Here is a 26693-nt window from a genome sequence, read left to right on the forward strand (position 1 = left end):
TCTATGGGTGCCATTATCATGAGGTTGACTTAAGAGTTCGAACGGTAGTTGCGCCAGGAGTGTTTGGGCTGCCAACCGAGGAGGCATTTTGCCTGACTGCAGTCTACAAGAGAGCGATAAGGGTTTTCAGCAAGATAGGCTGTCCTATCCTGCTGCCAAGGATGATCGGGGAAAAAGCGCTTGACAGCCTCTTCCGTGGGGATGGGGAGGCCTGTGTCGTCGGCAGTGAGAAGGAATCCAGCATGCAGAAAGCCTTGCGCGGTGAGGGCGAGCAGCCCAGCTTGGCATACGTCGCGCACGTCTACATAAGCAAAAAGCTCAATGCTGTAGCTCGGCCAACGCCCCTCCTCAGCTGGAAACCAATGACCAGAATAGTGGTCTTCACGAGTCACAAAGGTGGGACGTAAGCAGGCGGTCACGATGCCGTAACGCTCCGAGTAGGAGCGACAGGCCTCCTCCCCCAGATGTTTTGAGAGCTGGTAGGGAGTCATAGGGTGATGCGGATGGAAGTCGTCTACCGGCAGGTAGTGCGCCTTGCCGAATCGGCCAACGCAGCCGATGGCGTTGATGCTAGAGTAGAACACGACCCGCCCGATTTCGGCCTCATGCGCTGCAATAAGCACATTCAAGGTGCCGCGCACGTTCACATCCAACACATCCGCCTCACCCCCATGGCGGTCGTTGGGAATAGCTGCCAAATGGACAATAGCGTCCATACCCTGTACCGCTTTACGTAGGGCATAGATGTCACGAATATCGCCGGGGATATGCTCCCACTCGCGCTGACGCGCAGAGCGCTGATCGAAAGTTCGCACCTCATGGCCAGCTTCCAAAAGAGCGGCCACCTGTGCCTGTCCAATAAAACCTTCGCTACCAGTAACGAGCACGCGCAACGCTGTTTTTATCCTTTATTGGCAAATTGCTTCGAAACGATTACAGCATCGAAACCCGCCCTCTATTATACCCTCGCATTGGCGCTTTGGGCGATGAGTTTTGGTGTTAAGGAAGAAAAAAATTTCATGGGCTGCTACAGCTGGCATATTTGGAAAAAATCTCCCTTTGCTCTTAAGGGCAGGAAATGTCCTGCCGAAAATCTGTTTGCGCTCCGCCGATGGACGTTGGCCCATCCGTCCGTCGGCGGAGCTTCTCTATGAAGACCGCTCCATATTGATTTTTCCTCTTCCTTCGAGTAGAATAAGGCCTCCAACCACAGACGCCTTGGCAAGTCGAGGCTACTATTAAGTTGACCGTGGAACCGAGGCGTGCGAGATAAGTTTAGTATCTAATGGTCTATCGAGGGGCAGGGTGCGAGGCACTCTGCCCTTGAAAAATACCGTAAAACTGAGCATGAGACGATCACCGATTACCTGGCTGTTACTGACCGTTGGTCTACTTGCCGCACTCATTGCCGTCCACCGACGCTTCCATGTGGAGATGGCCAATCGGCGTGTGGCGTTGGGTGTGGAGTATGCAGAGGTGGATCAGCTTGCGCGCTTTGCAAATGTTCCACTGGCGAGCGTTTTACAGGACTTCAAACGTCAGGGACTCAGCGCGCTCATTCTTACTGAAGACACCCCCATGCTGCTCGAGACCACCGGTGCCATACGCCCTATTTACGAGCCGTTGCCGGATGGCCACTCCTACACGCTGGCCGTGGTGCGCAGTGAGGACCTTCTTACCCGCATTGGGGCGGCACTGCGCGCCCGAGGGATTACGGTCAATGACTATCCCTCCCCAGAGTCGTTTCCCGAACCGCACGCCGGCATCACTCGGTTTATTGTGGACCCTCAGGTTGCACGCCACAGTGTCGCCTTGGAGGCTAACCTAGATTATGCCCATCTGCGAACGCTCGGCATCGGATTACCGCCCCTAGGGGTTGCCGCAGCCAAACAGGCGGGCCTACAGATCGTCGCTCGTATCGCCAACTTTCCAGGGGTCTCGACAGCTACAGCCGCTGCTGTTTTACAGAGCCTTGTTGCCCAAGGCGCCTCGGTGGTGATCTTCAATGGCGATGAGGTGCTCGGATATCGTGGGCAGGAGAAGGCTATCGCACCTTTGCTTCGACCGGCTCACGGCATCGTCTACGGCGATATCGAGTTCGGAAAGCAGAAGGGAGTGGCCGACCTCACGCAGGCCTTAAAAGGAGATTATGTGCGTGTGCACAGCATTCTGCCGGCAGAGATGGGACAAATGACCGATTCGGCCATGGTGGAACGGTTCGGCCTTGCGGTACGTGAGCGCAATATCCGACTCTGCTACATCCATCTGCTAACCGATGCGGGCTCAAATGCGGTAGCCCAGAATGCGCTCTATATCAAACGGATCGCACGGCGCATCGAGCATGGAGGGGTGTGGACGGGCGGAGGCTTTGTTTTCGGACCGGCGCATCCCTTTCAACGACTAGAGCTGCCCGTAGGGCTTTTTGCTCTTATGGGGCTTGCCGTAGGCGCCGGCGTAGCCTGGATGCTGGCTCTTATTGTGCCGCTCTCCAAACGCCAGGATCTGGCCTTGACCGTGGGTTTAGCCGTGGTGTTTGGACTTCTCGCTCTCGTCCATGTCAAGGGGCGCCAGCTTACGGCGCTAGCCGCAGGAATCGCGTTTCCAGCCATCGCTTGTCTTACCTTTTTGCCCAACCTAGAACCGGCTACCTCGATCTACTCGAATAGAGATTCTCTACGCCGTGCCATACGCACCCTGCTGCAGGCGAGCTTGCTCACCCTTCCCGGCATCCTGTTGGTTGTCGGCCTGTTGGCCTCACGTATCTTTCTTACAAAAACCGATCAGTTTCTTGGCATCAAGGCACAGCACGCTATCCCCATTCTGCTGATCGCTCTCGTGCTGTTGCAGGGCGGAAAGGCGCGTATAGGAGAGAGTTGGTCGGTTTGGAAGGAGCGTGCCCTTACCGGGCTGCGCCGAAATCTCAATGAGCCTGCACGCTACAGCATTCTGTTGTTAAGCATCGTGGCTTTGGCTGTGCTGGCCATTATGCTTGTTCGTACAGGCAACGATGCCGCCGTGGGGGTAAGCCCGCTGGAGCTGAAGTTCCGTGCTCTGCTAGACCATCTTCTGCCCGTACGCCCGCGCACGAAAGAGTTTCTCATAGGGCATCCTGCCTTTGTGCTGGCCTTTGCTTGGTGGTGGAGAGGGAGAAGGCGATTGGCCTTACCCACTTTTGTGGTGGGCAGCATCGGGCAGGTCTCTTTGCTTAACACGTTCTGTCACATCCATACTCCACTCATCGTTTCGGCATGGCGGGGAGGGCTGGGTATTCTCTTAGGGGGCCTCATCGGCGCGGCCATCTTCTTGGTGGTTGAAGCGCTCTTCCCGTTAAAACCTTCCGAGCTGGTGAAGCGCTCTGAAACGGTGACATCGGACGGGCGGCCTGCAGAACCGACCAAAGCCTCTCTCCCCGTCTCGTAAACGGTGATGATGAAGCCGTGCCGATTCGTACTTTCCGGCTACTATGGCTGCGGCAATGCGGGCGATGAGGCGGTGCTTGCTGGCATTAAGGCAGGCTTTCAACGGCTAGCAGGCGATCGGGTGCAACTGCTGGTGCTGTCGCAAAACCCGCAGGCGACCGCGGCCCTCCACAACCTCGACGCGGTGCACCGAATGCAACTCGCCCCTGTAAAGCGGGCGTTACAACAAAGCGACATGTTGCTCTGTGGAGGCGGCAGCCTTCTGCAGGACGCTACCAGTCTACGTTCGCTGATCTACTATCTATTGGTCATAGCGCTAGCACTACGCCTTCGTAAGCCGGTGATGTTCTTTGCGCAGGGTTTGGGACCGCTTCATCGCGGCATCTCACGACGACTCGTACGCGCCGCCGCCGAGCGCGCGGCCTTCATCACCGTGCGCGATGAGGAATCAGCCCACCTGCTTCGGAAGATCGGTGTGCATCATACTTCCATCGAGGTTACTGCCGACCCCGCTTTTTGCCTTATCCCCGACGCCTCTGCCAAGCCGCTGCTTGGCGAGTTGGCGGCATGCAAGCGACCACTTGTCGGAGTCGCCTTACGCCCATGGGGGGCCGCCGGTGAGCAGACCACCCGACCCTATCTCCAACTGCTCTCGGCGTTAGAGGCCGTGTGTGCGGCGCAGCCGATCCTTATCCCCATGCAACAGCCGCAAGATGTCGCCTTTGCGCGTGCTCTCATCCATCAAGGCAGCTTTTCCCAACCGCCTCTTCTCCTCGAACAGGCCATCTCCCCTCATCAACTGCTAAGTGCTATCGCCCATATGCAGGCAACGATCGCCATGCGCTTGCACGCACTCATCTTTGCCGTCCGTGCAGCCGTTCCGCCGTTTGCTCTTCGTTACGATCAAAAAATTGAAAGCCAGATGCGCCTCTTCGGGCTAGAACAGAACATCGCCCACTGGCACGATTTCGACCCGCAGGACGTTGCCGAAAAGGTGAAAGAGCTGCTAGACCAGCGGGCTGCCTATCAGCAAAGGCTATCTGCTGTAAGCCAAACGATGGAGGAACGTGCTCTGCAGAATATGAAGATCGCTCTGAAGGTTATTAGCGCCTGTTAGGCGAATTATATAACAACCCCTTGTGTACCCTTCTAGAAGGAGCCTTCGCTATGACAAACGTGATTCTCATCAGTCTGGACACTACGCGCGCAGACCACCTCAGCTGCTATGGTTATCATAGAAAAACGAGCCCCCATCTCGATCAGATCGCTGCTGAAGGGGTGCTTTTTACGGATTTCTTTAGTCCGCATATCCCCACCTTCCCCGGCCATACCACCATGATGACCGGAAAGGATATCTATGCGCATCAGATAACAAGCCAGGCCACGCAACCCGAGCCGGCGCAGGGCGTGCGGATGTTGGCGGAAATCTTACAAGAACAAGGGTTTTTTACGGCAGCCGCCGACAATCTAGGGCGCTGGTTTGCCCGAGGTTTCGAGTATATTGAGCCTTACGGTTGGGATACCTCTAATCGCAACGAGCTGCGTAAAGGCGAAGCCGTGTTGGCCGCGGCTCTTCGCGTGCTCACACGCGCAGCTAATCAAGATAAGCCTTTTTTCCTCTTCTTTCACTTCTGGGACCCTCACACCCCTTACCTCCCGCCGCCGCCATTTAGCCGCATGTTCTATGCAGGGGATGAAAAAGCCCCCAATAACCCTAGCATGGATGCAGTTTGGGAGTTTGAAGCCTTCAATCGCTACTTTGCTGAGTGGATGCCGGACGTTACCGATATCGAGTTTCCGAAAGCGCAGTACGATGCCGAGATCGCCTACCTCGATACCTGCCTCGCTCATCTTATGACCCACCTCGACGCCCTCGGATTGAGCGAGGATACCTGCCTTGTCATTACGGCCGACCACGGCGAAGAGCTCGATGAGCACGGCTGTTGGTTCGATCATCACGGCCTGTACGACACAAACGTACACATCCCGCTGATCCTTCGATGCCCTGCACTCTTGCCGGCCGGCGTGCGAATCGGCGGGCTCACACAGATGCTTGACCTCGCCCCCACTATTCTCGACATCCTCGGCTTGAGCGACCTCGCCGAACGCGAGGGCATGATGGGCAGAAGCCTTATTCCGCTCATTCATTCCCCCTCCTCTACCCAACGCGGCACTACCGACTGGATACACCTCACAGAAAACACTTGGATGAAAAAACGAGGCATCCGCACCGCAACGTGGAAGTTAATCGTTCCGCTGGAAATCCCCGACCTCCACGGCCGCTCCGAGATCGAGCTCTACGATCTAACCAACGACCCAGGCGAGCTAACCAACGTGGCCAACACCTATCCGGAAGTGACCGAGCAACTGAAGGCCAAGCTGGAGAGTTGGGTAGCCCGCCGCGTGGAGGAGACAGGGCTGCCCGATCCCTTGCCTATTCAACCCATTCCCCTACGGCGGATTGGGCGCATGGATGCCGCCTTGCCGCGTGATAAACGCCTCACCGGTGAAGAAAAGGAGCCAACAGGCGATGAGAAACAGCCAGAAGGGGATTTCATTGGCTACGAAAGAGACGAAACCAAGAAGACCAGCTAAATTGATATGCGATTGAGGGTTTAATTAGGATGCACCCGCGTTTCGAACAGCCTAGGAGCAAGCCGCTCGGTCTGGGAAGAGCTTTGCTGATACTTTGTTTATTGCTGCCTCTAGAGGCAACATCAGCCCCTACCGACAACACCGCCTGGATTCCAGTACCCCTTATTACGAAAACGATGCGCGATTCTGGGGTTTCACCTGGTGGAGAGGGCGCCCAGATGATCCGCACCCTCGTCATTTCCCAAACCGACCCGAACTTCCTTATGATGGGCACAGACGTAGGGGGCATCTACCGCACTCTAGACGGCGGAAAACATTGGCAGGTATGCATGGTCGGCTGGTACGCACGAGGAGGGAACTATTTTGCAATAGACCCCCGAAATGCAGACCGTGTTTTGGGTACCGGAGGCAACTCAAACGACTTCAGCGATTCCAATGGGCTCTATCTCTCCACCAATCGAGGCGCAAGTTGGCAAGAGGTGCTGCCCCGTAAGGAGGGCAACGATGGTAACCGAATCTCTCTGGCCTACGATCCCAGTAGCTACGATTCGATAAAAGGGTTTTGTAAAGTTGCCTATTTTGATACACGCGATGGCGGCCTCTATAAAACGACCGATGGCGGCACAATCTGGACGCTCGTCAACGCCGATATGGGCGATATGAACGTGGCAGTTCATCCTACAAAAGGTTTTGTCTACCTTGCCGGTAGCGATGCCAAACACCCCGGCCTTTATCGGAGTGAGGACGGAGGCCAGAGCTTCCAACGACTTAGCGCGGAACCCATCTACGGCATCTGCGTGATCCTCACGCGCCCTAACTACATCTACATTGCGCGGAAGGGAGGGGTGTTTCTCTCTACCGATGAAGGACAGAGTTTTCATCCGGTAGGGAAAAACATTGGATTGCCAACGGATGTCCCCATCCTTAGCATTGCGGTAAGCCCGGCAGACCCCAATGAGATGTCGTGCCTTCATGGAGGGCAACAGTGGTGGGAGCACTATGTATACTATAGCCAAGATGGGGGTAACATGTGGCACAAACCTACCTGGGATAATACCCTGGCCTTCCTGCCCTTTACGCAGCCGGATATGCACTGCGCCTACAGCCCTAGCGACCCCCGTATTGTCTATTCCGATGCTTTGGGCGGCTGGGTAGTCCGTAGCACCGATGGAGGAGCTACCTATCACTGGTGGAGCAACGGAGAAAACGCGGTTATGGTGGGTAGCTCCTTTAACTTTAGCCCCACAGCGCCTGGAAAGCTGTTTACCTCGTTTCAGGACTATAATGCCGCCGTAACGCTAGATGACGGATTCACGTGGACGTACTGCAACGTCTCCGGACAGGGATGGGGTGGGTTCGAGTATGGCGGATATACTCCTGATGGGCAGGTTATGTGGTCGGGCGATGCGCCCTCATGGACAGGGCCTCGTACCCTTAAGATCTCCTACGACGGCGGCAAAACCTGGCAGTTTGCCCAAACCCGAGAGGGGCAGAAAGTCGTTTTCGCTGGCGCCGACGTTAGCTATAGCGACCCAACAAATCCCTCTATCTGTTTCGCTTCGAACTGGCGTAGCACGGATCGAGGGCGTACCTGGGCGCCCATGCAAGGCTGCGATGGGGTCTATATCGCCAACCCCTTACCGCCGCATCAGCTTTTTGGAAAACAGGGTAATGCCATCGTCTTTTCTATCGATCATGGGCTTACTTGGCATCGCGTAGCAGAGGTGCCTGGAGGCATAACCGACCTCGCCTACGATGGGAAAAGACATCTTTTTTGGGTCGTCTCCGCCGATAGGCTGAAATGCCTACAGTCCAACGGCACCCTCAGCGAAGTGGAGCTACCGAAAGATCAGTACGGCAATGTGCATGCGGCCAGCGTTGCTCTCGACCCGGGCGACCCTAACAATGTATATGTGGGTTGCCGTGCAGATCTCTATGCCTGCACGAACGCGGTTATCGCCTCTTTCGATGGGGGGCGTACATGGCAAAACCTCACTGTTCACACGCCTCTGCGTAACGGACTACAGCCTGGTGGCCCCCATGAAACGCAGTGGCTGCGGGTAGATCCTAAGACGCGCATGCTATGGGTCGGGGGGCAGTGCTACGGCTTCTGGAAGTATCCGGCACCGCATGCTGCGGTAACATTGGCATCACGAAACCATCCTAAGCTCATCTCGCAAGCGAGAAACAGACGATTGGGATGGTGTTCTAGCCGTTAGAGCGGTCAGGGAACTAAAAGTTGGTCACTTTCTGTTACAATATACCGATTTCCCAAAAGTTTCAAGCAAGAGGGAGGATACTCCATGTTAGTAAAGCGCTTTACTCATCTTCTGATCGGGCTTCTCTTCGGCTGCATGGGCTTTTTCCTAGCCAGGCAAGCCTCTGCAGCCGATTACGTGTGGCTAGAAGGAGAGAACTTCACCGATCTCACCCCCTCCTCGTTTAAACCCACCATTGCAGGGTGGGGGCATGCCGAGTTTCTCTCGAATAACAAATGGCTACAGATTTCCATAGACGATAATAAAGTTGAGAGCACTGTGCCCAACGGCATTACCATCTCCTATCGCTTCGCACTATCCCATGCCGCCACCTATGAGATTTGGAACCGCATTGGCTATGAGTTTGTGCGTTCTCCTTTCCAATGGCGGATTGATGGACGTCCTTGGGCCACCGTTTCACCCAATAGGCTAACAACGGACCTCATGGAGCTGCAAGATTGGAATGAGGTTGCTTGGCTGAAGATGGGCACGCTTCCTTTGGCGGCCGGCAGCCATATCCTGCAAATCCATCTGCCTGTTATCCACGATGCAAACGGCAAAGTGCAGCGCATCCTCTACGCCTCAGATGCGCTCTGTATCTACCCAGGTCACTTCGTCCCGAACGGAAAGTACCGCCCAGGCCAAGACTGGCGCACACCACAGGATATTCAGGCCGCCCATCAGGTTTTCTCTCTGCCAAACCCCCAAACATCAAGCGAGAGGGTAACGATAGCGCTGAAAGGCCTATGGGAGGTCTGTCGTGACGACGAAGCCTTGCCTACTGTTGTGGATGCTCCTATCAGAGACTATCCACCAAAACACCCCTTTTGGACAGCCATTCCTGTGCCGAGCGACAAAAACGAGGCGCGTCCTGACCTGCTCTTCGCCCATCGCCTCTGGTATCGTACACGAGTTTTTGTTCCTGCCACGTATGCTGGGCGTTCCTTTTACCTCGTTTTTCCGGAAAACAACCTCAATACAACCGTCTACGTCAACGGAGTCTACTGTGGTTTCAACCCTAACCCATTTGTTCACTTCCAACTAGACATCACACGCGGCGTTCAACCCGGCAAAGTTAACACGATAGATGTGGGCATAAGAGATGCATGGTACGGATTTGTAACCGACCCGAAAGACCCTATGGTGCTACGCAAGCAGTTCAATGTGCCCATCAACTTCGCTTATATGGGCTTTCAGCATCTTGCCTATCCTATTGGGCACGCTTTCGAGTCCGGCATACTCGCAACGCCTTCTTTGGTGGCGGCCGGCCGTGTCTACGCTGAAGACGTGTTCTGTAAACCCTCAGTAAACCAAAAGCGCTTGGATGTGGAGGTTACTCTTCGGAACGATGCTGCAAAGCCCATGGAAGGCACCGTTGTTGCCGAAGCGGTAGACGCTTCTACAGGCGCCGTTGCGCGCTCGTTCCCTGCGCAGTCTTTTCATCTCCCCGCCCAGGCCGACCAAACGCTCACACTAGGGGGCGGTTGGCCGAACCCTCATCTTTGGTGGCCGGACGATCCACATCTCTATCTCTTGCGCACCATCGTGAAACTTGATGGCAAGCCCGTTGATGTATCAGAGACCTCTTTTGGGTTCCGCGAGTGGTCTATTCAAGGAACACATCTCCTGCTGAACGGTGTGGTCTTTCACGGATGGGAGGACGGCGTAGACGGCAATACCCCAGAAGAGTGGCTCGAGAACTATCGCAAGACACATCAGACCATGTATCGGCTCTATGGAGTGTCTCAGGGAGGCTATCGTCCATTCTTCGGAATGACGCCGGATCAAGCCCTAGATTTTATGGATCGCAACGGCGTGGTAGTGCGTCGGTGCGGAATTCTTGATGGGGAAGCTATGAACTACGATGCCGGCAACGCGCTTGTAAAAGCGGAGCTGCCCCAAAACTGGAAGCGTCAGATAGTAGCTCAAGTGCGAGCCGAGCGGAATCACCCTTCCATCATGATCTGGTCTATCGAAAACGAATGGCTCTACATCAATGTGATCAACATGGGGCTTTGCGACTTTTGGGAGCCCATTGAAACGGAGGTCGCCCAAGCGGTCGAGGCCGCCGACCCAACCCGCCCGGTGATGAGCGATGGTGGTGGCGCCACACTCGCCAACACGCTCCCCGTCTTTGGAAACCATTACGTGGCGTTCGACAACCCTGGTGGCATTACGGCCTATCCCGACATGGCGTATCAGGCTAACCCGAAAGGGGGTGGCCGCGGGCGTTGGGTTTGGGATGAAAAAAGACCCCGCTTTCTCGGTGAGGACTACTTTTTCACCGGGATTCATCCAGAACTGTCCTATATCGGCGGGGAGCAGGTATTTAGCGGCAAGGATGGGAATATCCCAGCCTGCGGGCTAATGGAGACCATCCTTCAACAAGGCTATCGGTGGGGCAACTATGCCGCTTGGGATTTTTATGTGGGCAACGCCGACACGGCAGGGCTTGCGCACAACTCCTTCTCGCCTCGTGCTGTCTTTTGTAGGCAGTGGGATTGGACGTTCCGTTCCGGTCAAAAAGTCTCGCGTACCATGGGCATTTTCAACGATACCCACGATAGCTCCCCGATTACCTTTAAATGGGAACTTCAGTTCAATAACCAAACAACAGCTTCCTCTAGCTCTGTACATAACGTAGCTCCTGGCGATCGCGAGGTGTTCACCATAAGCCTGCCGATGCCCCAAGTAACCCAACGCGCCGAGGGCAAGCTGCTTCTAACGCTGCTGGTGGGCGGGCAGCCCGTTTTCCAGGATGTGAAGCAGGTCTCCGTGTTGCCAGCAGAACCCTCCAACGAAGAGCAACAGGCGTTGCACGCGCTTTCCTCGCAAAACTTCGCCGTCTACGACCCTTCTGGTGCGGTAGCCACCTTTCTACAGCAGAACGGGATCGCCTATACACCTCTTACCAGCCTGTCCCAAATTCCCTCGGATTGCCGCGTGCTGTTGGTGGGAAAGGACGCGCTGACATTGGAGGAGAGCACCTCAAGTCGCTTAGCGGCATTTGCTGCCGATGGTGGGCGAGTGATCGTGCTAGAACAGCGCAACCCCTTGAAGTATCAGGGCCTGCCGGTGCCGATGGAGGCTCAAGAGAACGACGGGCGCGTGGCCTTCATTGAAAACACAGCGCATCCCGTGGTGCAAGGCCTTGAAGATAAGGACTTCTTCACCTGGGGCAACGACGAGGTCGTCTACCAAAACGCTTATGCAAAGCCATCTACCGGAGCGGCACGCTCTCTGATCGAGTGCGGAGCCGGGCTAACGAACACTGCTCTTGTGGAGATTCCGGTTGGAAAGGGGTTGATGCTGCTAAGCCAACTGCTGTTAGAAAGTAAACTGGCCGACAACACGGTAGCACAGCATCTGCTTTGGAATCTGCTGGCCTACGCAGCTAGCTACAAACAGACCTATCGCCAGGTAACGCTCACAGCGCAGGCGAACTCGGCATTCGAGCATGCGGTGAAAGCAACGGGTCTCCTCTATACCCAGGTGGATGATCCCTTGCAAGCCATTACCCCGCCTGGCAACCGTTTGGCGCTTATTGAAGCTAGCCCGGATAATTTGAAGAAACTAGCCGATAACCTCGATGCCGTTCACGCCTTTACCCAAGCTGGTGGGTGGATCGTCTTCAATGGGCTAACTCCAGAGGGGCTGAGCGACTACAACCGCATTGTGGGCTTCGACCATATGATCCGGCCGTTCCGTCGCGAACGGGTTACCTTCGCCTACCCCCGAAACCCTTTAACCGCTGGCATGAGCGCTTCGGATATCACTATGTACTCCGATCAGCGGATCTTTCCATGGACGGAGGGAAACTATGTGGTTTCCGATGAGTTCAGCTACGTGGTAGATTACGACGAGGTCGCCCCATTCGCCAAATTCAATAACGATTTCTACTACAACATCGTTAACGGCTTCGTCTCGGCAGACGGTTGGCCCCTCATTGTGGATGTGCCGGTTCCCAAGTCCGGCCCTCTCGACATCGAGATGGATTTACCGAAACCACAAACCATTGTACGCTTTACCTGGATAGGCAACACCTTCTACTACCCAACAACGCAGGTGAACCTTATCTTCGACAACGATCGCAGCCATATGGTCACCATAGATACACCACCTGACAATAACCCCCATACCTACGACATCGTTCCACCGCGTACCGGCCAGCATATTACTCTTGAACTGGCGAAATGGAAGGTTCTTCCGGGGGTAAAGCCTGTTATTGGTGTAGATAACATCTATCTGTATGCTCAACGCAGCCCAGAGTTCTATCAAAAAGTAAAGCCCCTGCTCAATATAGGTGGCATGATGGAGTACCCGCAAGGACAGGGCGGCATTCTTCTCTGCAACCTCCTTTTCAAGGATGTCGAGTCGGTTCCCGAAAACGTGGAGAAGAAGCGTCGGCTGCTAGCCGTCCTGCTACGCAATCTCAACGCTCCTTTTGCCACTGGTCCAACCATTATCGCCGGACAACCCCTGGCCTACAACCCCATTTCTATTGCGAAGCAGGCCAACCAGTTCCGAAGCGAGTGGTTTGGCGACAAGAATCACACGTTCGCCAACCTGCCCACAGGGCGCCATACCTTTGCTGGTGTGCTCTACGACGTATACGACTTTCCTACCTCACCGGTACCTAACTGCATCATGCTGGGAGGCAACGGGGTATCGGGCAATTTGCCAGAGGCGGTAAGAGGCATCGCTGTCGGTCAGAAGGCCGATGCGTTATTCTTCCTACAAACCGCACGCATTGACCGGCGTCGCAACAGCGATGAGCTGCGACAGGGCAAGCAGTTCGAAATGGCGGACTATGTGGTGCACTACGCAGATGGGCAAACAGTGAAGATTCCTATCTATTCGGAAATAGACGTAGAGAACTACCAGCAGGCGCAGCCAACGCCGATTGCCGGTGCTCAGATCGCGTGGGAAGGGCGCTATCCCGATGGCTCCTATGCGGTGGCCTACTCCATGCAGTGGAACAACCCACGGCCTAACGTGGAGATAAGCTCGATCGATCTGGAGTACGGCCCTGATCGCGTGGGCGTGCCCGTGCTGCTCGCGGTAACGGCAGCCACGGTGCCGGCCTCATCTCAACAGTCTGCCCAGCGATAGCGGGTGGAGGGGGAGAGCTTTTAAACTCTCCCCTCTCTCCAAAAGCGTTCCACACGAAACCATTTGCTAGCACGCGAGGCGGGCGGCAGATGGCGCACAAATTCGGCTCCATAGCCGCGTTTAATAAGGCGAGTATCTAAAATGCAGACGATGCCACGATCGGAGTGCGAGCGAATCAGCCGGCCGAAGCCCTGCTTCAGCTTGATCTGGGCAATGGGCATGGCGAGATCGCGAAACCAGTCGCCCTCTTGCTCAACGATCTCTTTTTGGCGAGCGCGCATGATCGGCGAGTCAGGTACCGCAAAGGGCAAGCGGTCTATGATGACGCAGGAGAGCGCATCGCCGGGGATGTCTACACCTTCCCAGAACGTTTGTAACCCTAAGAGGCATCCGTTTTGGCTGTTGCGAAACGCCTCTAACAACATGCCGGCAGGCATCTCACCCTGCACGAAGAGCGGGTAGGGCACCAACAGACGCAGCCGCTCCTTCACGGCGTCGAGCATGGCGCGGGAGGTGAACAGAAGAAACGCGCGGCCCTCTGTAAGATTCAAAATCCTAACGATCTCTTCCACAACTTGCTCGATATAGCAGGGGGAGGGTTGGGAAGTCGGTTCAGGGAGATGTGCGGGCACGTAGAGTAACGCCTGCTCCTTATATCGGAAGGGACTTCCTACAATGCGCTCGATAGCATCCTCAGGAATACCAAGGCGTTTTCTCAAAAACTCAAACGAGCCGGATGTGGCCAGCGTCGCCGAGATGAGGGTGACGCTTCCTGTGCGACGCAGTAGGCGCTCGCTTTGCCAAAGGGCTTTGTCCAGTACCTCAGCAATGGAGACAGGGGTACGATGTAATACCACCCGTGGCAGGGGGATATTGCTTTGAGCCTCCCTTGCTTTCGCGGTACGTACGGTCTCCCCGTAAACCTCCACCCATCGGATGTGGTTTTCCTGTTGTTCTGAAAAAAGAAGTTGCAGCTCCTCACGTGCTCTGCCGCAGAGATGGCCGAGCCCTTCAGCCACATCACGTAGGCTTTCATCTTGACGAGCGATATCTAGCAGCTCCCCCTCCAAAGCCCGTAGGCTATTCTGCAGCAGCGCCGCCAGTTCGCTGGCTTGCTGCAGTTTCTGCTCATCCAACCCCTCTTCCAGAAGGTACTCTGAGCGTTTACCCTGCGCAAGTAGGGTAAAGAGCTCGGCATTCATCTGCTCCAACGCCTGCAGACGGGTTTTATCAATGTCGAGGTCGTTGCGATAGCCAATGCGTTCGAGGAGATTCGACAGTCGCCGCGCGCTATATTCAATGCCAAAGGTTTTCGTGGCAACGTCCTCTATGTGATGGGCTTCGTCGAGGACTACATGGTGGTAGTCCGGTAGAATACCGGCCTCCGGCTCGGTGTAGCGAAGCGCAAGGTCGCTCAAAAACAGCGCGTGATTCACCACGATGATCTCGCTCTCCGTGGCCTCGTGGCGCATACGGTAGTAGAAACACTCTTCATAGAAACGGCACTCTTGGCCCCGACAGGTATCTACGTTGCAGGCGATCTCGTTCCATGCGGAGAAGGGGAAGGGAAGGTCGGCCACATCGCCGCTGCACCCAGGTCGGCTCTGCCAGCGCTCCACCTGTTTAAAGAGCGGATCGCCAAGGAGAAATAGGTTATGTTTCGCGTTCTCTAATTCGAGCTTGCACAGGTAGTTGCCACGTCCCTTCATGAGGGTGGCGCGAACCCGATCTTTGGCTCCTGGGAAAAGACTGAGCGCTAAAGGAATGTCCTTTTGAATCAGCTGAGTTTGTAGCCCGATAGTGTGCGTGCTGATAACCGTTATGCGCCCTTTCAGCGCCTCCCGTACGGCAGGAATAAGGTAGGCCAAAGTTTTGCCAACGCCGGTGCCCGCCTCAACCAAACAGACCTTACCCTCCTCCATAGCCTGCTCTATGGCCGTAGCCACCTCAAGCTGTTCGGCTCGAAACTCGTAGCTTTTCAAATGGCGGGCAAGAGGCCCGTTAGGGCCAAGCAGCTTTTCTAAAGATATGGTTTTGGCTGAGTTGTGCCCTTGCCTCCCCCCTCTATTGCCACCCGGCGTTTTCTCTTCAGACACCTCACCCTCTCCGAATCACAATCTTTCTATCATTATACTGCCCAGCAGCGGTGGGCAGAAGGAAATTTGTGAAGGGTTAAGGTGAGAAACATGTTTCTATAAGCAATCTGGTGGAAGGCGGTGATCAATGAATAGGTGGGTTCGGCCTGTCTCGTTCGCACGAAGAGAACGTTTCCACCTACCTAACGTATTTCAAGAAAGATGGCACTCCTCATGCTCCACTGGAGAGCAGGTATAAGTGTAAGGATGATGCCGATACCTGAAATCCGTCGCACAACGGGCAAGGTCTGCCTGAAGATCGTCGTCAAGAAGGTAGATCGTTTGTCAACAGCACTGTCAAGAGCGAAACGCAGACGGGTTGTCAAGACGGAGGCGAGACTCCATGAGATGATCGAAGTGATGGGCGGGCGAAAAAACCCAGAAGGAGATCTTTGCCGATCCGGCAAAAGTTCGGAAATAGATAAGCCAAAATGAAAGCGATTTATCGAAACTGGGTTCGGGTTGTTGCGGGCGTCTTAAGCGCGCTCGGCTTCATAGGCGGCCTCTACTTCGCCTATCGCTGGGCCGAGCCTTCGCCGGGGGACCTGTTTGCCCCACGCCCACAGGTTACCTCCGGCCCAGCGCTTCTGCTAACGGACGCACCCTTTGTGGCCGTTTTAGATGGCGTCGTCAACTGGTCGCTTCATGCCGACCGCGTGGAGGTCTATTCGCCGTCGGGAGGCACGCTCAATGGAGGAATACAAAATGCCACTATTGTAGGCATCCGCGATGGCAAGCTCTACCAGGTCAACACGGCGACCTCGCCATCACCTGCTCTCCTACCGCCGCGCCCTCCAGCCATTAATCCTCTTGTGCCGACCAAGCCTCCCCTAGCCTCCTTTTCTGCCGATCAAGGACGCTACTCCACACTTGTGGATAACACAAGCCTGCCGATAGGGCTGCAGACACGCTACTATGTACGCTGGCAGTTTCGCTTAGAGGGGCATGTACTGGTGAAGATGCAACGAGGCGAGCAGCTTACGGCTCCCTCCATCACTCTACTTCAGTTGGTTCCACGCCCATTTGGTAACCCTAAACTACTGGCCTTCTGCCATCAGGGAGCTACCTTGCTCTATAAGAACGCACAGATAAAGGTCGCCCAACTGCGTTTCGACCCGCAAACGCGTACAGCGGACTGCCACGACGGAGTGGAATTTACGCTTTCAGATCCGCATGAAGCTCCTCATGTGCTGCGATCAGATAGCGCCTTTTGGTCTTTGCCCGATCAGACTCTGCGATTTCCCAACGAGGTTACGGGTCTATGGCAGGGCATTCAGTTTGCATCACGAAATGTGGCGGTGGATATTAAACGCCAACTGCTAACCGGACTTAGCGGCGGCACAATAAGCGCCGATCTACCGATTTCGCTACCCAATGCCGCCCCTTCCCTTTCCAAAACAGATGTCGAGGTAAAACCAATGCCTATTCATGTGCTGCGCTCTTTCAACGGTAAAACTGCGGTGGCTCTCGTTGCCTTGGCCTCCACAGCGGCCTCGGCTCCCCAAACGGCAAAACCCTCGCAAAACACAACCAAAGTTCCTTTTACGCTAACCTGGACAGGCCCTTGGAGCGACTCAGCGAAAACATCTACGCGTATTGTGCATAACTTCGTCTATAAAGAGAAAGATTTCACTCTTTCCGGTGATGAGCTTGTTTGGAACTACAAAACCGATCAGATTGACGCCACGGGTCACCTCACCTACGACAGCCCTCAGTACTTCGGCTCGTGCAATAGAGCACATCTTGACGATAAAGCCCATCAAGATGTGTTTGAAGGCAATGTGGTGCTGAAGCTGAAGCCGAAATCAAGCCCACCGGCCCCCAACAAGAGCGTTGCCAGCGCAAGCAACACACCAGAAAATGCTAACCAGCCTACCGATACCCCTGCCAACGACATTCGCGTACATGGGGTTACTCTCTACTGTGATCGGGTAGTGGAAGATACGCAGACCAAGTTATTTACCCTTACCGGTAACTTGCATGCCATCCAGAGCTTTACCGACTCGGATGGCAAACTGATAGAGCGTAACCTTACTGCAGCCTATGCTAAGTACAACGACACGACGCAGCAACTGACCCTCTACCCTCCCGTGGACTATAAAGACAATCAGGGTACAACTGCCCACTTCGATGCCCCTATCGTCATTGGAACGAAGGAGGGCGAGGAGACGATAAGCGGCGTTGGAGGTACCATCGAAGGCACCCGCGAAGAGGAAGAGACCTCCAAATCCAGCCCTTCTCCCTCCAACTCAACGCTTCTTCCTCCCGCAAAGGGAGGTAACAAACCGCCGGGGAAGTAGGCATCTTCTGCTACTTCAGCTCGATATTAAGTTGCTTGAGAGCGCTTTTAAGCGCATTGGGGTCAAAGCCTTCCGCCCAATAACGCACAATGCCCTCTTTGTCAATCACCACGTTGGTGGGAATGGCCTCGATCAGATAGGCATCATCTACCTTGTTGTCTGCATCGTCGAGAATGGGAAATGTGAGTTTGTGCCTTTTGCGGAAGTCTAAAATGGGTTGCAACTTCTCACCACCATCAATAAGGAGAAGCACGGCGCCCTGCTGCTTCAGTTGAGGCCAAATCTCGTTTTGTAGATGCGGAGCCTCCGCATTACAGGCGGGTCACCAAGAGGTGGAGAAATCGAGAAGAACGATCTTGCCGCGCAGGTCGTGCAGCGAAACGGTTTTACCGTCTATCGTCTTTAGGGTAAAGTCTGGAGCGGGTTTGCCAATCAGTTTGGCCGCACGTTTTTGGGAGGAGTCATTGGTGGCTGCATTTGGGGTACTGCCCGGGTTGGGTAGATTCAACAGCTCTGCAACGGTCTCCACCTTCTGGGCGTCCTTCGGAGGTTGATAGGTGAACAGTGAATCGGGCAGGGGTTTGTCTACCGGTAGAGGCTGGATATCCTCCACCATCTTCATAGAAATCCCCTGAAATCGCCCACGCTCAACCAGGCGCCGAATAAAGTGAGTGGCGGCATCCACCCAAACTTGGACAGTAAGGTTCATGCCAGCAGAGGCGGGCGTTGGAAGCGGTTCGGTAAACTGAAGCACGTAAGCCGGCTTCCCATCGAGCGGTTTGTAGGCAACAAGGCGGATGTCCTTGGGTATCTGGCCTGCTGCTAGGTTAGGGGCAAAAATATCAAGAGGTGATTTGATCTGGTTGGGTTCTGATAGGGAGTTATTTGTAAACCCCATGCTCAGCCCCATCACCCCTTCTGCCTCACTGACAGGTTTCTGTAGGTACCTATTCCCTACGACCATCCATACCTGTTTGCCATCGCTGACCACGATCGGTGCCGGTAATGGGGATTCGTTGGAACCGGCCACCTGTATACGATACGCGCAGTGCTTTGGGCTGTTGAAGGCCACCTCTCCATTCATGACCCTACTAACCCTACTAATGGTTTGCTGCTGAAACTGCATGGTCATGTAGTTGGTGAAGCGTGCCTGAAACGTTTTCAATTGAGCATAGGCCTCATGCACCTTCTGCAGAATGGCAGCTGCTTTGGCTTTTTGGCTAGCTACTGCATTTCGAGAGGTTGGAGGTTGACTGGGCAGAGCGGCTCCGTGCACGGTAAGACCGAGCAGCGCAGAACTTAGCAGAATGGCGTTGACTATTCGAGACATCTGGAACCTCCAGGAGGGTCGCTAGAGCGTTTTCTGCTAGCCCTCTTTGGCAATTGTATCACGCAACGATTGCAATGTCAAGATATTGTGACTTACTTTACCAAAACAGCGCGAGGAGGCCAATAGCGACGAGCATCCACCCCCACAGGTAGTCGAAGTTCAGCCAAGCGCGCCGCAAAATGGCCAGCCCTATTTTGTGATAGACCACAAGAGCAAGCCCACTTGTTACGATGAGGTAGCCGAGCGTGTGAAAGCCGACCCCAATCCAACCCTGAAGAGGGTGGAAAGAGGACGTTGGCTGCGGCATGGCGTGATGCATGTGGGGCATTGGGTGCGGCTTCTGTTGGGGAAGGAGAAAGGGTATCAGCATAAGCCCAGCTCCATGCGCCGAGGCCATGATAAAAGACCAGAGGGTGAGGTCCCAGAAACGAACCTTCATCCCCACCCAACGCGGATGACGAACCCGTAAGAGGCGATAAAGCCCAAAGCCGATCAGCACGACGGCACTTGCCACACGTAAGAAAGGCAAGGGCAAACTGAAGCTAAGCAGTTGCAAAAGCCCCACAACGATTCCAATGGAAAGTAGATGCCCTAGCCCCAATGGCACAAGAGCCCGCCACACGGCTCGGCTGTTCTGTTCTTGCAGCCCAAGCGCCACCGCAAACAGCCACCCCATTCCGGGGTTTAGGCCATGGTAAGCTCCCATGAGAAACAGGGAGAGCCAAATAGAAAAGGGACTCATAGAAATAATGTTTATACAGAAATCGCTCTCTTCAAGGGTCTCGCTTTCACCATGTAACGTCGGGGTTCGGAGCCCGCGCATAATCGGGCTCCGAATGGTTTACGGGAAGCAGTAGGAATCGGAGGAGGCGTCTCCACCTTCAAGGCGAATTTGATGGGCACGAAGCGACTCATCGAACTCGAGGAAAAAGTTAGGATCGAGTTTCATACCGCCTTCAGGCAACACATCTACCTTAGCCATCCAGCTGCGAACACCATCGGGATAAAACTGGTCGTCCCAAGTGCGATAGAGCGAGTTCGTAAAGTAGACCCTTTGTCCGTCGCGGCTTCCCTCCACCATTTGCGGGCCGCCGTTTAGGGGCTTGTTGGGGTTTTTGGGGTGTGCCGCTCTGCGCACGATCCCGCCTAAATGAACAGAGCCGGTGAGCTTTGGATGCAGAGGATCTGAAACATCATATTGGCGTAACTCGCCAGTTCCCCAGCAGGAGGCATAAAGGAAGCGGTCGTCTAAAGAGAGAACGATGTCGGTAAGAAGGGGCGGTACCGCCTTGAACCCTTGGAGAAGTGGCGGCAGCAGAGCAACATCTTCTACCGGCTCGGCAGGTATCTCAATGACCTTCTGGATTGTCCAGCCCTCTTTTGTAAGTTGCCAAAGCCAGATGGAGGCCGAGAGGTCTTTTAACGAGACCACCACACCAGCAAAACCGTAGGGCTTGGTGGGGTCATGAGCGGGGCGTAGTTCCAGCACCATTTGATGTTCCTTGCCAAGATCAACAGCCTGTTGATGGCGACGTCGTCGCAAATCCCAAAAATGCAGTGAGTGGCCGTATTGCGCGTTGAGGAGCAGTTCCGGGTTTAGACCATCCTCGATCATTTTGGGCGTGCCCCACTCGCTGGTGATCATGACGTCGTAGCCGAGATGCCACCAGAAGTCATAAGCCAAGTACTGAGGGCCTCTATCCACTTCCCAGCGACCCAGCACTTCGAATGTCTCATGATCTAACACAAAGACACCGCCGGGTCCCTCGCCATCTGGGTTGCCTAACGCGCTTACGTAGAGGCCGTCCGGCCCGCAGTGGACGGTATGGGGCCGCGAGTAACCTGCCCGCAGAAACACCTCGTTTGGCTCGATGATCTTGACAATTTGGGGGTTGCGGGGGTCAGGCTTCGTGTCGAGAATGTAGATGCGTGAAGAGCGCAGTCCGGGTACCACTAGATAGCGACGCTCCACATGGGGATGAGGGGCGTAGGGGCAAAGGGCAGCACTACAGGCATTCCAACCGAAATGGTGCAGCTCATCGCCCTTGTTGGGCATGGTCACTTGCCCTACGATCTGGCCGTAAGATGCGGAGTTAGGATCTACATCTACCACGAAGAGGGCATCAGGGTGTTCGTTCGGATGCACACTCAATCCAGCAACGAAAGCCACACGCTCTTTGGGAGCTTGCATGGCCATGCGCGGTGAAGGATAGAACGTAGGATCGGGCTGTAAACGCATTTTGGCACCTCTCAGACGAGACCTGGACACTAAGTTGATAATCTGGACTTAGATAGTAGACTTTCGCCATTGTACACCTTTTTCCCTATCGTGTCAACGGACGGTGCAGAGATCTACGGGGTACAATTTTTTTCTTGCGAGCGAAGTATAAGAGGAAGGGGTACCTAGGTATGGATTTAACACGACTATTGCGCGGAGAGATGAGCCGTGAGGAACAGGTGTCTCTTTTAGAGACCTTCGATAACCCACGCCCGGAAAGGGACTATCTCATCGTACACACCTGCCCAGAGTTTACTTCGGTATGTCCTAAGACGGGTCAGCCAGACTTTGCTACCATCACCATTGAGTATGTGCCGGATCGGAAATGCTTGGAGCTCAAAGCGCTAAAGCTCTACTTTTTTTCCTACCGAAATCAGGGCATCTATTATGAAGCGGTGGTGAATCGCATTTTAGACGATTTGGTCTCGGTATGCCATCCGCGTCGCATGACGGTGCGCGGGGAGTTTAACGTACGTGGAGGGTTCTCTTCGGTCGTTACGGCAGAGTATCGGCAAGAGGAAGCAAAGAGAACTTAGTCGCCATCGCGGTAGGGCGGGCTCTCCCTTCGCGAGGATTGAAATCGCTACTCCACTGCCCGCCAGGAGACGGGCGTATGCTCTAGCCGATAACGCAAGTATAGCTCATCTCCATCCCTATAAACGGAAAGGAGGTGAGCACGGAGATAGAAGTCGGGTGGAAAGCCGATTCCGCCCACCGACGTTGGCAGATGCGCGCCTCCCTTTAGTTTTGGAGCGAGGGTAAGAAACAGCTCATCCGCCAAACCTTCACGGAGCAGCGCATCGTTCAAAAGCCCTCCTCCTTCACAAAGAAGATAGCGCACCTTCTGTTCTTGTCGCATACGCCAGAAGGCTTCCGCCAGATCCGCCTCCTCTTCACCACACAAAAGGAGCGTGGCTACCGACCGGAGACGAGCTTGGGCGTCAGCTGGCAGTTTTTTGGGAGCGATTACGAAGGTCTGCTCCAGCGTGGTCTCGAAGAAACGATTTTCGAGGGGGAGATCGCCCGTACGCGTAACCACATAGCGTGGAAGGTTGGGAGGATAGATAACGGGGCCGGCCCGTAGGGTGCCGCCACCGATGATCACGGCGTCGGCGGTACGTTGCAGGCGTCGAAAGAGCTGCTGATCGGTTGGCCCCCCAACGCCCACTGCCGAGCCGTGAGGCTTTCCAACCACGATCTTACCGTCGAGCGTAGAGGCCATGTTGATGTAGACATAGGGACGATGCTCGGGTGGTGCTGGAAAGACGATATGCTGATAGAGTTGATCTGGCGATACAGGGCTTTCTGTAAGATCAAGTAGGCGTTCCAAAGGCATCCCCAACTAAAGCCCTCCGGCGCTAAGGGGCGCATCTTGGAGATAACGAAAGGCAAGATGACAGAACACGCCGATGCCGTAAGGCAAGGGAGCATCGCCGAAATCGTAGGTGGGGGTGTGCAGGGGGGTGACCTGTTTGCCTACACCAAGGCGAAACATAGCGCCAGGGGCGTGCTGCAGATAGATGGCGAAATCTTCCGCTCCCATAGAGGGCGCTTCCAGCGTGATAACGTTTTGCGGCCCGAGAAGCTCTCGCCCAACCTCTTCAATTAAGTGAACGATGGCCGGGTGGTTGTTGGTGACCGGTGTGCCGAAATCGTAGGTAAAACGGTACTTCGCGCGCAAGGCGCTGCAGATGCCAGCCACAACGCGCTCGAGGCGTTCGGGCATGGTTTTGCGAAGCTCGGGATCTAGGCAGCGCACAGTTCCCTGTAGTGTGGCTTTGCCGGGAATCACATTGTAAGCAGTACCCGCATGAAACTGAGCGACGGTCACCACCACTGGTTCAATAGGGTTGATCTCGCGCGAAGCGAGCGTTTGAAGCGCTAAGGTGATCTGTGCCCCCACCACCACAGGGTCCACAGCACTGTGCGGCATAGCCGCGTGAGCGCCCCGCCCCTCGATCACGATATCGAACGTATCGGCAGAGGCCATCATGGGGCCGGAGCGCACCCCTATCTGTCCTACCTCTAGCCCGGGCCATCCGTGGAGGGCAGCGATCGCATCTACGCCCTCCATTGCACCATCGGCGCACATCCTCTCGGCGCCACCAGCCACCTCCTCCGCCGGTTGAAAAATAAATCGGATGGTTCCACGCAACAGGGGGCGTAGAGCAGAAAGCACCATAGCCGCACCTAGGAGCGTGGCCATATGGCCGTCATGACCGCAGGCGTGCATCACCCCATCACGGCAAGACCGATAGGGTATCTCGTTCTCCTCCTGAATGGGTAGGGCGTCCATATCGGCACGAAGCGCAAAGGTTGGGCCATCGGCAGCCCCTTCGGCGGTTCCCCTTAAGGAGCCAATGACTCCAAAACCACCTACGCCTTCGCGCACTTCATCTAAACTGAGGCGTCGCAGCGTTTGAGCAATCCATTGGGAAGTCGCTTCTTCTTGGTAGCTCAGCTCAGGATTTTGATGGAGATGATGGCGCCACTGAGTCACCTCGGGCAATACCCTCTCAATCTGCCCCTGAATCGCCTGATGTACCGAATCCAACATGACTTGACCTCCCAACTGCCAACGCATTTGGAATAGGATACCTCACAAGGACGCCGGACAACGCTGAAGCCAACGTGGTTGGCTAGCTTATCTACCCATCCTCCGATTCGAGAGCGGGAACACATCAACAAGTCTATCGGCAGTCTCTTCAGACAGATGATTCCTCTCTTTTAAACTGCGCCATCTGCGAAGGGACGGAAAGGACGGGATAGAAAGTGATAGAAAGAGAATCGCGTCAGCTTGCCCTGCAAACTGCCCTTTATCTAGAAGCGCGCGCCCGGTTTAGGCTCATAAGGCGGCGAGGAAGGCCTCAAAAAGACGTTTGGAACGCGGGTCGTGAACGGCTGTCTCTTCTGGGTGGAACTGCACAGCCAGAATGAAATGGTGCCGATCCGACTCAAGTCCCTCAATTACGCCGTCGGGTGCACGAGCAACCACCCTTAGGCCAGGCGCCACATCGCGCACCGCCTGATGGTGCAACGAGTTCACCGGCATCTCCGTGCAGCCCACAATGGCAGCAAGGCGGCTATCTGGCTCGATGGTGATGGAGTGACTGAAATCACTGCGACGGTACCCCAAGTCGGTCTGTCGGTGATGAATCTCAGAAGGAAATTCGCTTGGCAGGTCTTGATACAGCGTGCCTCCCAAGGCCACGTTGAGAGTCTGAATGCCACGACATATGCCAAAGATAGGCAGGTCCCGCTCTATCGCCTTCTGAACAAGCGGAATCTCGGTGGCATCGCGCACAGGCTGCACTTCGCCAAGCTTTTCGTGGCGGGGTTGCCCATAAAAGGTCGGGTCAATGTCGGCCCCACCGGTTAGCAGCAGGCCATCTATTGCGTCTAGATAGCCCATCCATGTCTCCGGCGAAGGCAAAGAAAGGCTGGGAAGAACTATCGGAATGCCGCCGGCCTCCTCGATGGCGCGAACATACGCATCATTAAGAACATGGCGAGGGCCCGATGTCCCCGTCGCCTCCGTTATACCGCAGGTAATTCCAACGACCTTTCGGCTCATGAGGGCTTCTCCTTTACAGAGGTATTGACCAAAGAAGGAGATATTTCTTGCTGGGATGCGGTAGCTACCGACTCCCTTGGGTCGGCGCTCACGTTTTCTTCCGACAAGCCTTTGGGCAATGGCGCCGTAGCAACTTCGGGAGGCAACTCTGTATCTGCGTAAGCCTGGTATCGGCGTCTTAGAGCAAAAAGACCCCACAACCCAATAAGAATCATCAGGACGCTGACGATGTGGGTATCGGTAATGTGCAACGACGGGATGCGATAGGTGGATGTGGCGCCGGCACGCAGAAACTCCACGGCGAAACGGTAGGCACCGTACATGGCGATATAGGCCCAAAACAGCTCTCCATCACGACGCGAGCGTTTTTGCCAGCGGGTAAGCCACCAAAAGAACCCTAGATTGATAAGGGTGGCGTAGAGCTGAATAGGGTGGCTCGGCGGGGTAAGCTGGCCAGGGTGGTCTTCATCAGGAAAGCGAATGCCCCAAGGCAGAGAGGTAGGAGCGCCATAGCAGCACCCGTTTAGCAAGCAGCCAATGCGCCCGATGGCATAGCCAAGCGGCCATGCGGTAGCCCCGATGTCAGCAACAGCATAGAACGAGAGCTTTCGACTTCGACATATCCAAAGCAGGGTAAAAATGGCAAAAAGGAGAGCCCCATGGATAGAAAGGCCGCCCATCCAGATGCGAAATATGTCCAGCGGATGAGCCGCATAGTCGCCCCAGTCGAGCAAAACGAATACGAGGCGTGCCCCAATGATAGAGAATATCACACCGAAAAAGGCGACATCAAATATCACATCCGGATGAATGCGGCGTGGAGAACCTACGGGACAAACGCGCATACGGTAGTCACACAACCGCATGGCGTAGCGCGTGGCCAACAACACTCCTAACATAATCAGCACGCCATAGGAGTGAACGGCGTAATGGCCAATATGAAACAGAATCGGGTGCATAGAGTCTACTCGGTCTGCATCGGCTCGGAGCAAGCGGTTTCTGTCGGCTCAACAGCAGGAGGCGTGTGGGGATGGGCCTTCTCGTTCCAGAGCGACACAAGGAAATGGATAAGCAGCAGGGTAATACCCAACGTGATGGCCGAATCGGCGATATTGAAGATAGGCCATCGGATGATGCGCACATCGAAGAAGTCCACAACGTAACCTAGGCTCAGGCGATCGGTGAGGTTACCAAGCGCGCCGCCGAGAGCAAGGGCGAAGGAAGTGCCCACCAGCAGATCGACATGGAGCATGCGATGGTAGGCATAGAGCAGGGTAATGGCCGCCACAATGGCAAAAATGATGAAGAGCGGATTGCCTCTTGGCAGCAGGCCCCAGGCGCCGCCGGTGTTATGGGTAAGCGTCAGCAGAAACGCACTGCCGAAAATGGGGCGGGAGGGGCCCTCAGGAATAAGATGCGTCTGAACCCAATGTTTACTGAGCTGATCGCTAAAAAAGACAATAGAGACAATAAGGTAGAAGTAGACCGGTCGTAAAGCACGTACCCGCTGGGCTTCGACTTGAACTTGCTCTCTTAACGGAGCGGTTGCTACTTTTTGCACGCTATCTTCCATATGCTCTATTGTACCACGTCCTTTTTGGACTACGGTAGGCGTGGGGAGGCAGGTTCCCAAAGAGATGCTTAGTTCGAGACGAATGTGTCCAAAGGGAACCGTCAGTGTAGGGGACAAGG

The 26693-nt window shown here is 55.1% G+C and carries 17 protein-coding genes; 7 read left to right on the forward strand and 10 right to left on the reverse strand.

Translation table 11 applies throughout. From position 1 onward, the window contains the following. Positions 1-29: 29 nt before the first annotated feature. The gene (locus CCALI_RS08470; RefSeq protein ID WP_231730023.1) at positions 30-887 is read right to left on the reverse strand and encodes an NAD-dependent epimerase/dehydratase family protein; all 858 of its coding nucleotides are present in this window, start codon (positions 885-887) and stop codon (positions 30-32) included. Positions 888-1347: 460 nt separating this feature from the next. Between CCALI_RS08470 and CCALI_RS08480 the strand changes: the two genes are divergently transcribed. The 5 genes from CCALI_RS08480 to CCALI_RS08500 all read left to right on the forward strand — a co-directional run bounded on the left by CCALI_RS08480 (position 1348) and on the right by CCALI_RS08500 (position 13384). Next, entirely contained in the window at positions 1348-3420 is a 2073-nt protein-coding gene (locus CCALI_RS08480; protein WP_155850516.1) for a DUF5693 family protein, read from the forward strand. Positions 3421-3426: 6 nt separating this feature from the next. Continuing rightward, the gene (csaB, locus tag CCALI_RS08485) at positions 3427-4536 is read left to right on the forward strand and encodes a polysaccharide pyruvyl transferase CsaB (protein ID WP_016483066.1); all 1110 of its coding nucleotides are present in this window, start codon (positions 3427-3429) and stop codon (positions 4534-4536) included. Between the two features lie 50 nt (positions 4537-4586). Then, complete coding sequence (locus CCALI_RS08490; protein WP_016483067.1) at positions 4587-6014, forward strand: sulfatase family protein; 1428 nt, start codon at positions 4587-4589, stop codon at positions 6012-6014. 83 nt (positions 6015-6097) lie between these two features. Further along, the gene (locus CCALI_RS08495) at positions 6098-8233 is read left to right on the forward strand and encodes a hypothetical protein (protein WP_044949039.1); all 2136 of its coding nucleotides are present in this window, start codon (positions 6098-6100) and stop codon (positions 8231-8233) included. An 84-nt stretch (positions 8234-8317) separates the two neighbouring features. Next, complete coding sequence (locus CCALI_RS08500; RefSeq protein WP_016483069.1) at positions 8318-13384, forward strand: glycoside hydrolase family 2 TIM barrel-domain containing protein; 5067 nt, start codon at positions 8318-8320, stop codon at positions 13382-13384. Between the two features lie 20 nt (positions 13385-13404). On the opposite strand, the gene CCALI_RS08505 is transcribed toward CCALI_RS08500, so the two are convergent. After that, complete coding sequence (locus tag CCALI_RS08505) at positions 13405-15480, reverse strand: ATP-dependent DNA helicase (RefSeq protein WP_016483070.1); 2076 nt, start codon at positions 15478-15480, stop codon at positions 13405-13407. A gap of 470 nt (positions 15481-15950) precedes the next feature. On the opposite strand from CCALI_RS08505, the gene CCALI_RS08515 reads away from it, so the two are divergent. Continuing rightward, on the forward strand, positions 15951-17819 hold the full coding sequence (locus tag CCALI_RS08515) for a hypothetical protein (protein ID WP_016483071.1): 1869 nt from the start codon (positions 15951-15953) through the stop codon (positions 17817-17819). A 10-nt stretch (positions 17820-17829) separates the two neighbouring features. Here CCALI_RS08515 and CCALI_RS08525 read toward each other — a convergent pair whose 3' ends face one another. The 3 genes from CCALI_RS08525 to CCALI_RS08535 all read right to left on the reverse strand — a co-directional run bounded on the left by CCALI_RS08525 (position 17830) and on the right by CCALI_RS08535 (position 21388). Next, complete coding sequence (locus CCALI_RS08525) at positions 17830-19149, reverse strand: redoxin domain-containing protein (RefSeq protein ID WP_231730022.1); 1320 nt, start codon at positions 19147-19149, stop codon at positions 17830-17832. A 97-nt stretch (positions 19150-19246) separates the two neighbouring features. Then, entirely contained in the window at positions 19247-19891 is a 645-nt protein-coding gene (locus tag CCALI_RS08530) for a hypothetical protein (protein WP_044950158.1), read from the reverse strand. Between the two features lie 99 nt (positions 19892-19990). Beyond that, complete coding sequence (locus CCALI_RS08535; protein ID WP_016483075.1) at positions 19991-21388, reverse strand: selenium-binding family protein; 1398 nt, start codon at positions 21386-21388, stop codon at positions 19991-19993. Between the two features lie 170 nt (positions 21389-21558). Here CCALI_RS08535 and queF point away from each other — a divergent pair, with 170 nt between their 5' ends. After that, positions 21559-21963: a preQ(1) synthase gene (queF, locus tag CCALI_RS08540; RefSeq protein WP_016483076.1), complete on the forward strand. Its 405-nt coding sequence runs from the start codon at positions 21559-21561 to the stop codon at positions 21961-21963. Between the two features lie 47 nt (positions 21964-22010). On the opposite strand, the gene CCALI_RS08545 is transcribed toward queF, so the two are convergent. The 5 genes from CCALI_RS08545 to lspA form a co-directional block, all read right to left on the reverse strand. Next, positions 22011-22763 carry a RibD family protein gene (locus tag CCALI_RS08545; RefSeq protein ID WP_016483077.1) on the reverse strand — a complete coding sequence of 251 codons (753 nt, stop codon included), beginning with the start codon at positions 22761-22763 and terminating at the stop codon, positions 22011-22013. A gap of 6 nt (positions 22764-22769) precedes the next feature. Then, positions 22770-23984: a M20 metallopeptidase family protein gene (locus tag CCALI_RS08550; RefSeq protein ID WP_016483078.1), complete on the reverse strand. Its 1215-nt coding sequence runs from the start codon at positions 23982-23984 to the stop codon at positions 22770-22772. Positions 23985-24272: 288 nt separating this feature from the next. Continuing rightward, a complete protein-coding gene (locus CCALI_RS08555) occupies positions 24273-25001 on the reverse strand; it encodes a gamma-glutamyl-gamma-aminobutyrate hydrolase family protein (protein ID WP_016483079.1) in 729 nt (242 codons plus the stop codon). Further along, on the reverse strand, positions 24998-25960 hold the full coding sequence (gene lgt / locus CCALI_RS08560; RefSeq protein WP_016483080.1) for a prolipoprotein diacylglyceryl transferase: 963 nt from the start codon (positions 25958-25960) through the stop codon (positions 24998-25000). The genes CCALI_RS08555 and lgt overlap by 4 nt, the downstream gene beginning before the upstream one ends. Positions 25961-25965: 5 nt before the next feature. Then, positions 25966-26691, reverse strand: a complete 726-nt coding sequence (gene lspA / locus CCALI_RS15160) for a signal peptidase II (protein WP_016483081.1) — start codon at positions 26689-26691, stop codon at positions 25966-25968. Positions 26692-26693: the final 2 nt, after the last annotated feature.

It is taken from the genome of Chthonomonas calidirosea T49, assembly GCF_000427095.1.
Lineage (GTDB): Bacteria > Armatimonadota > Chthonomonadetes > Chthonomonadales > Chthonomonadaceae > Chthonomonas > Chthonomonas calidirosea.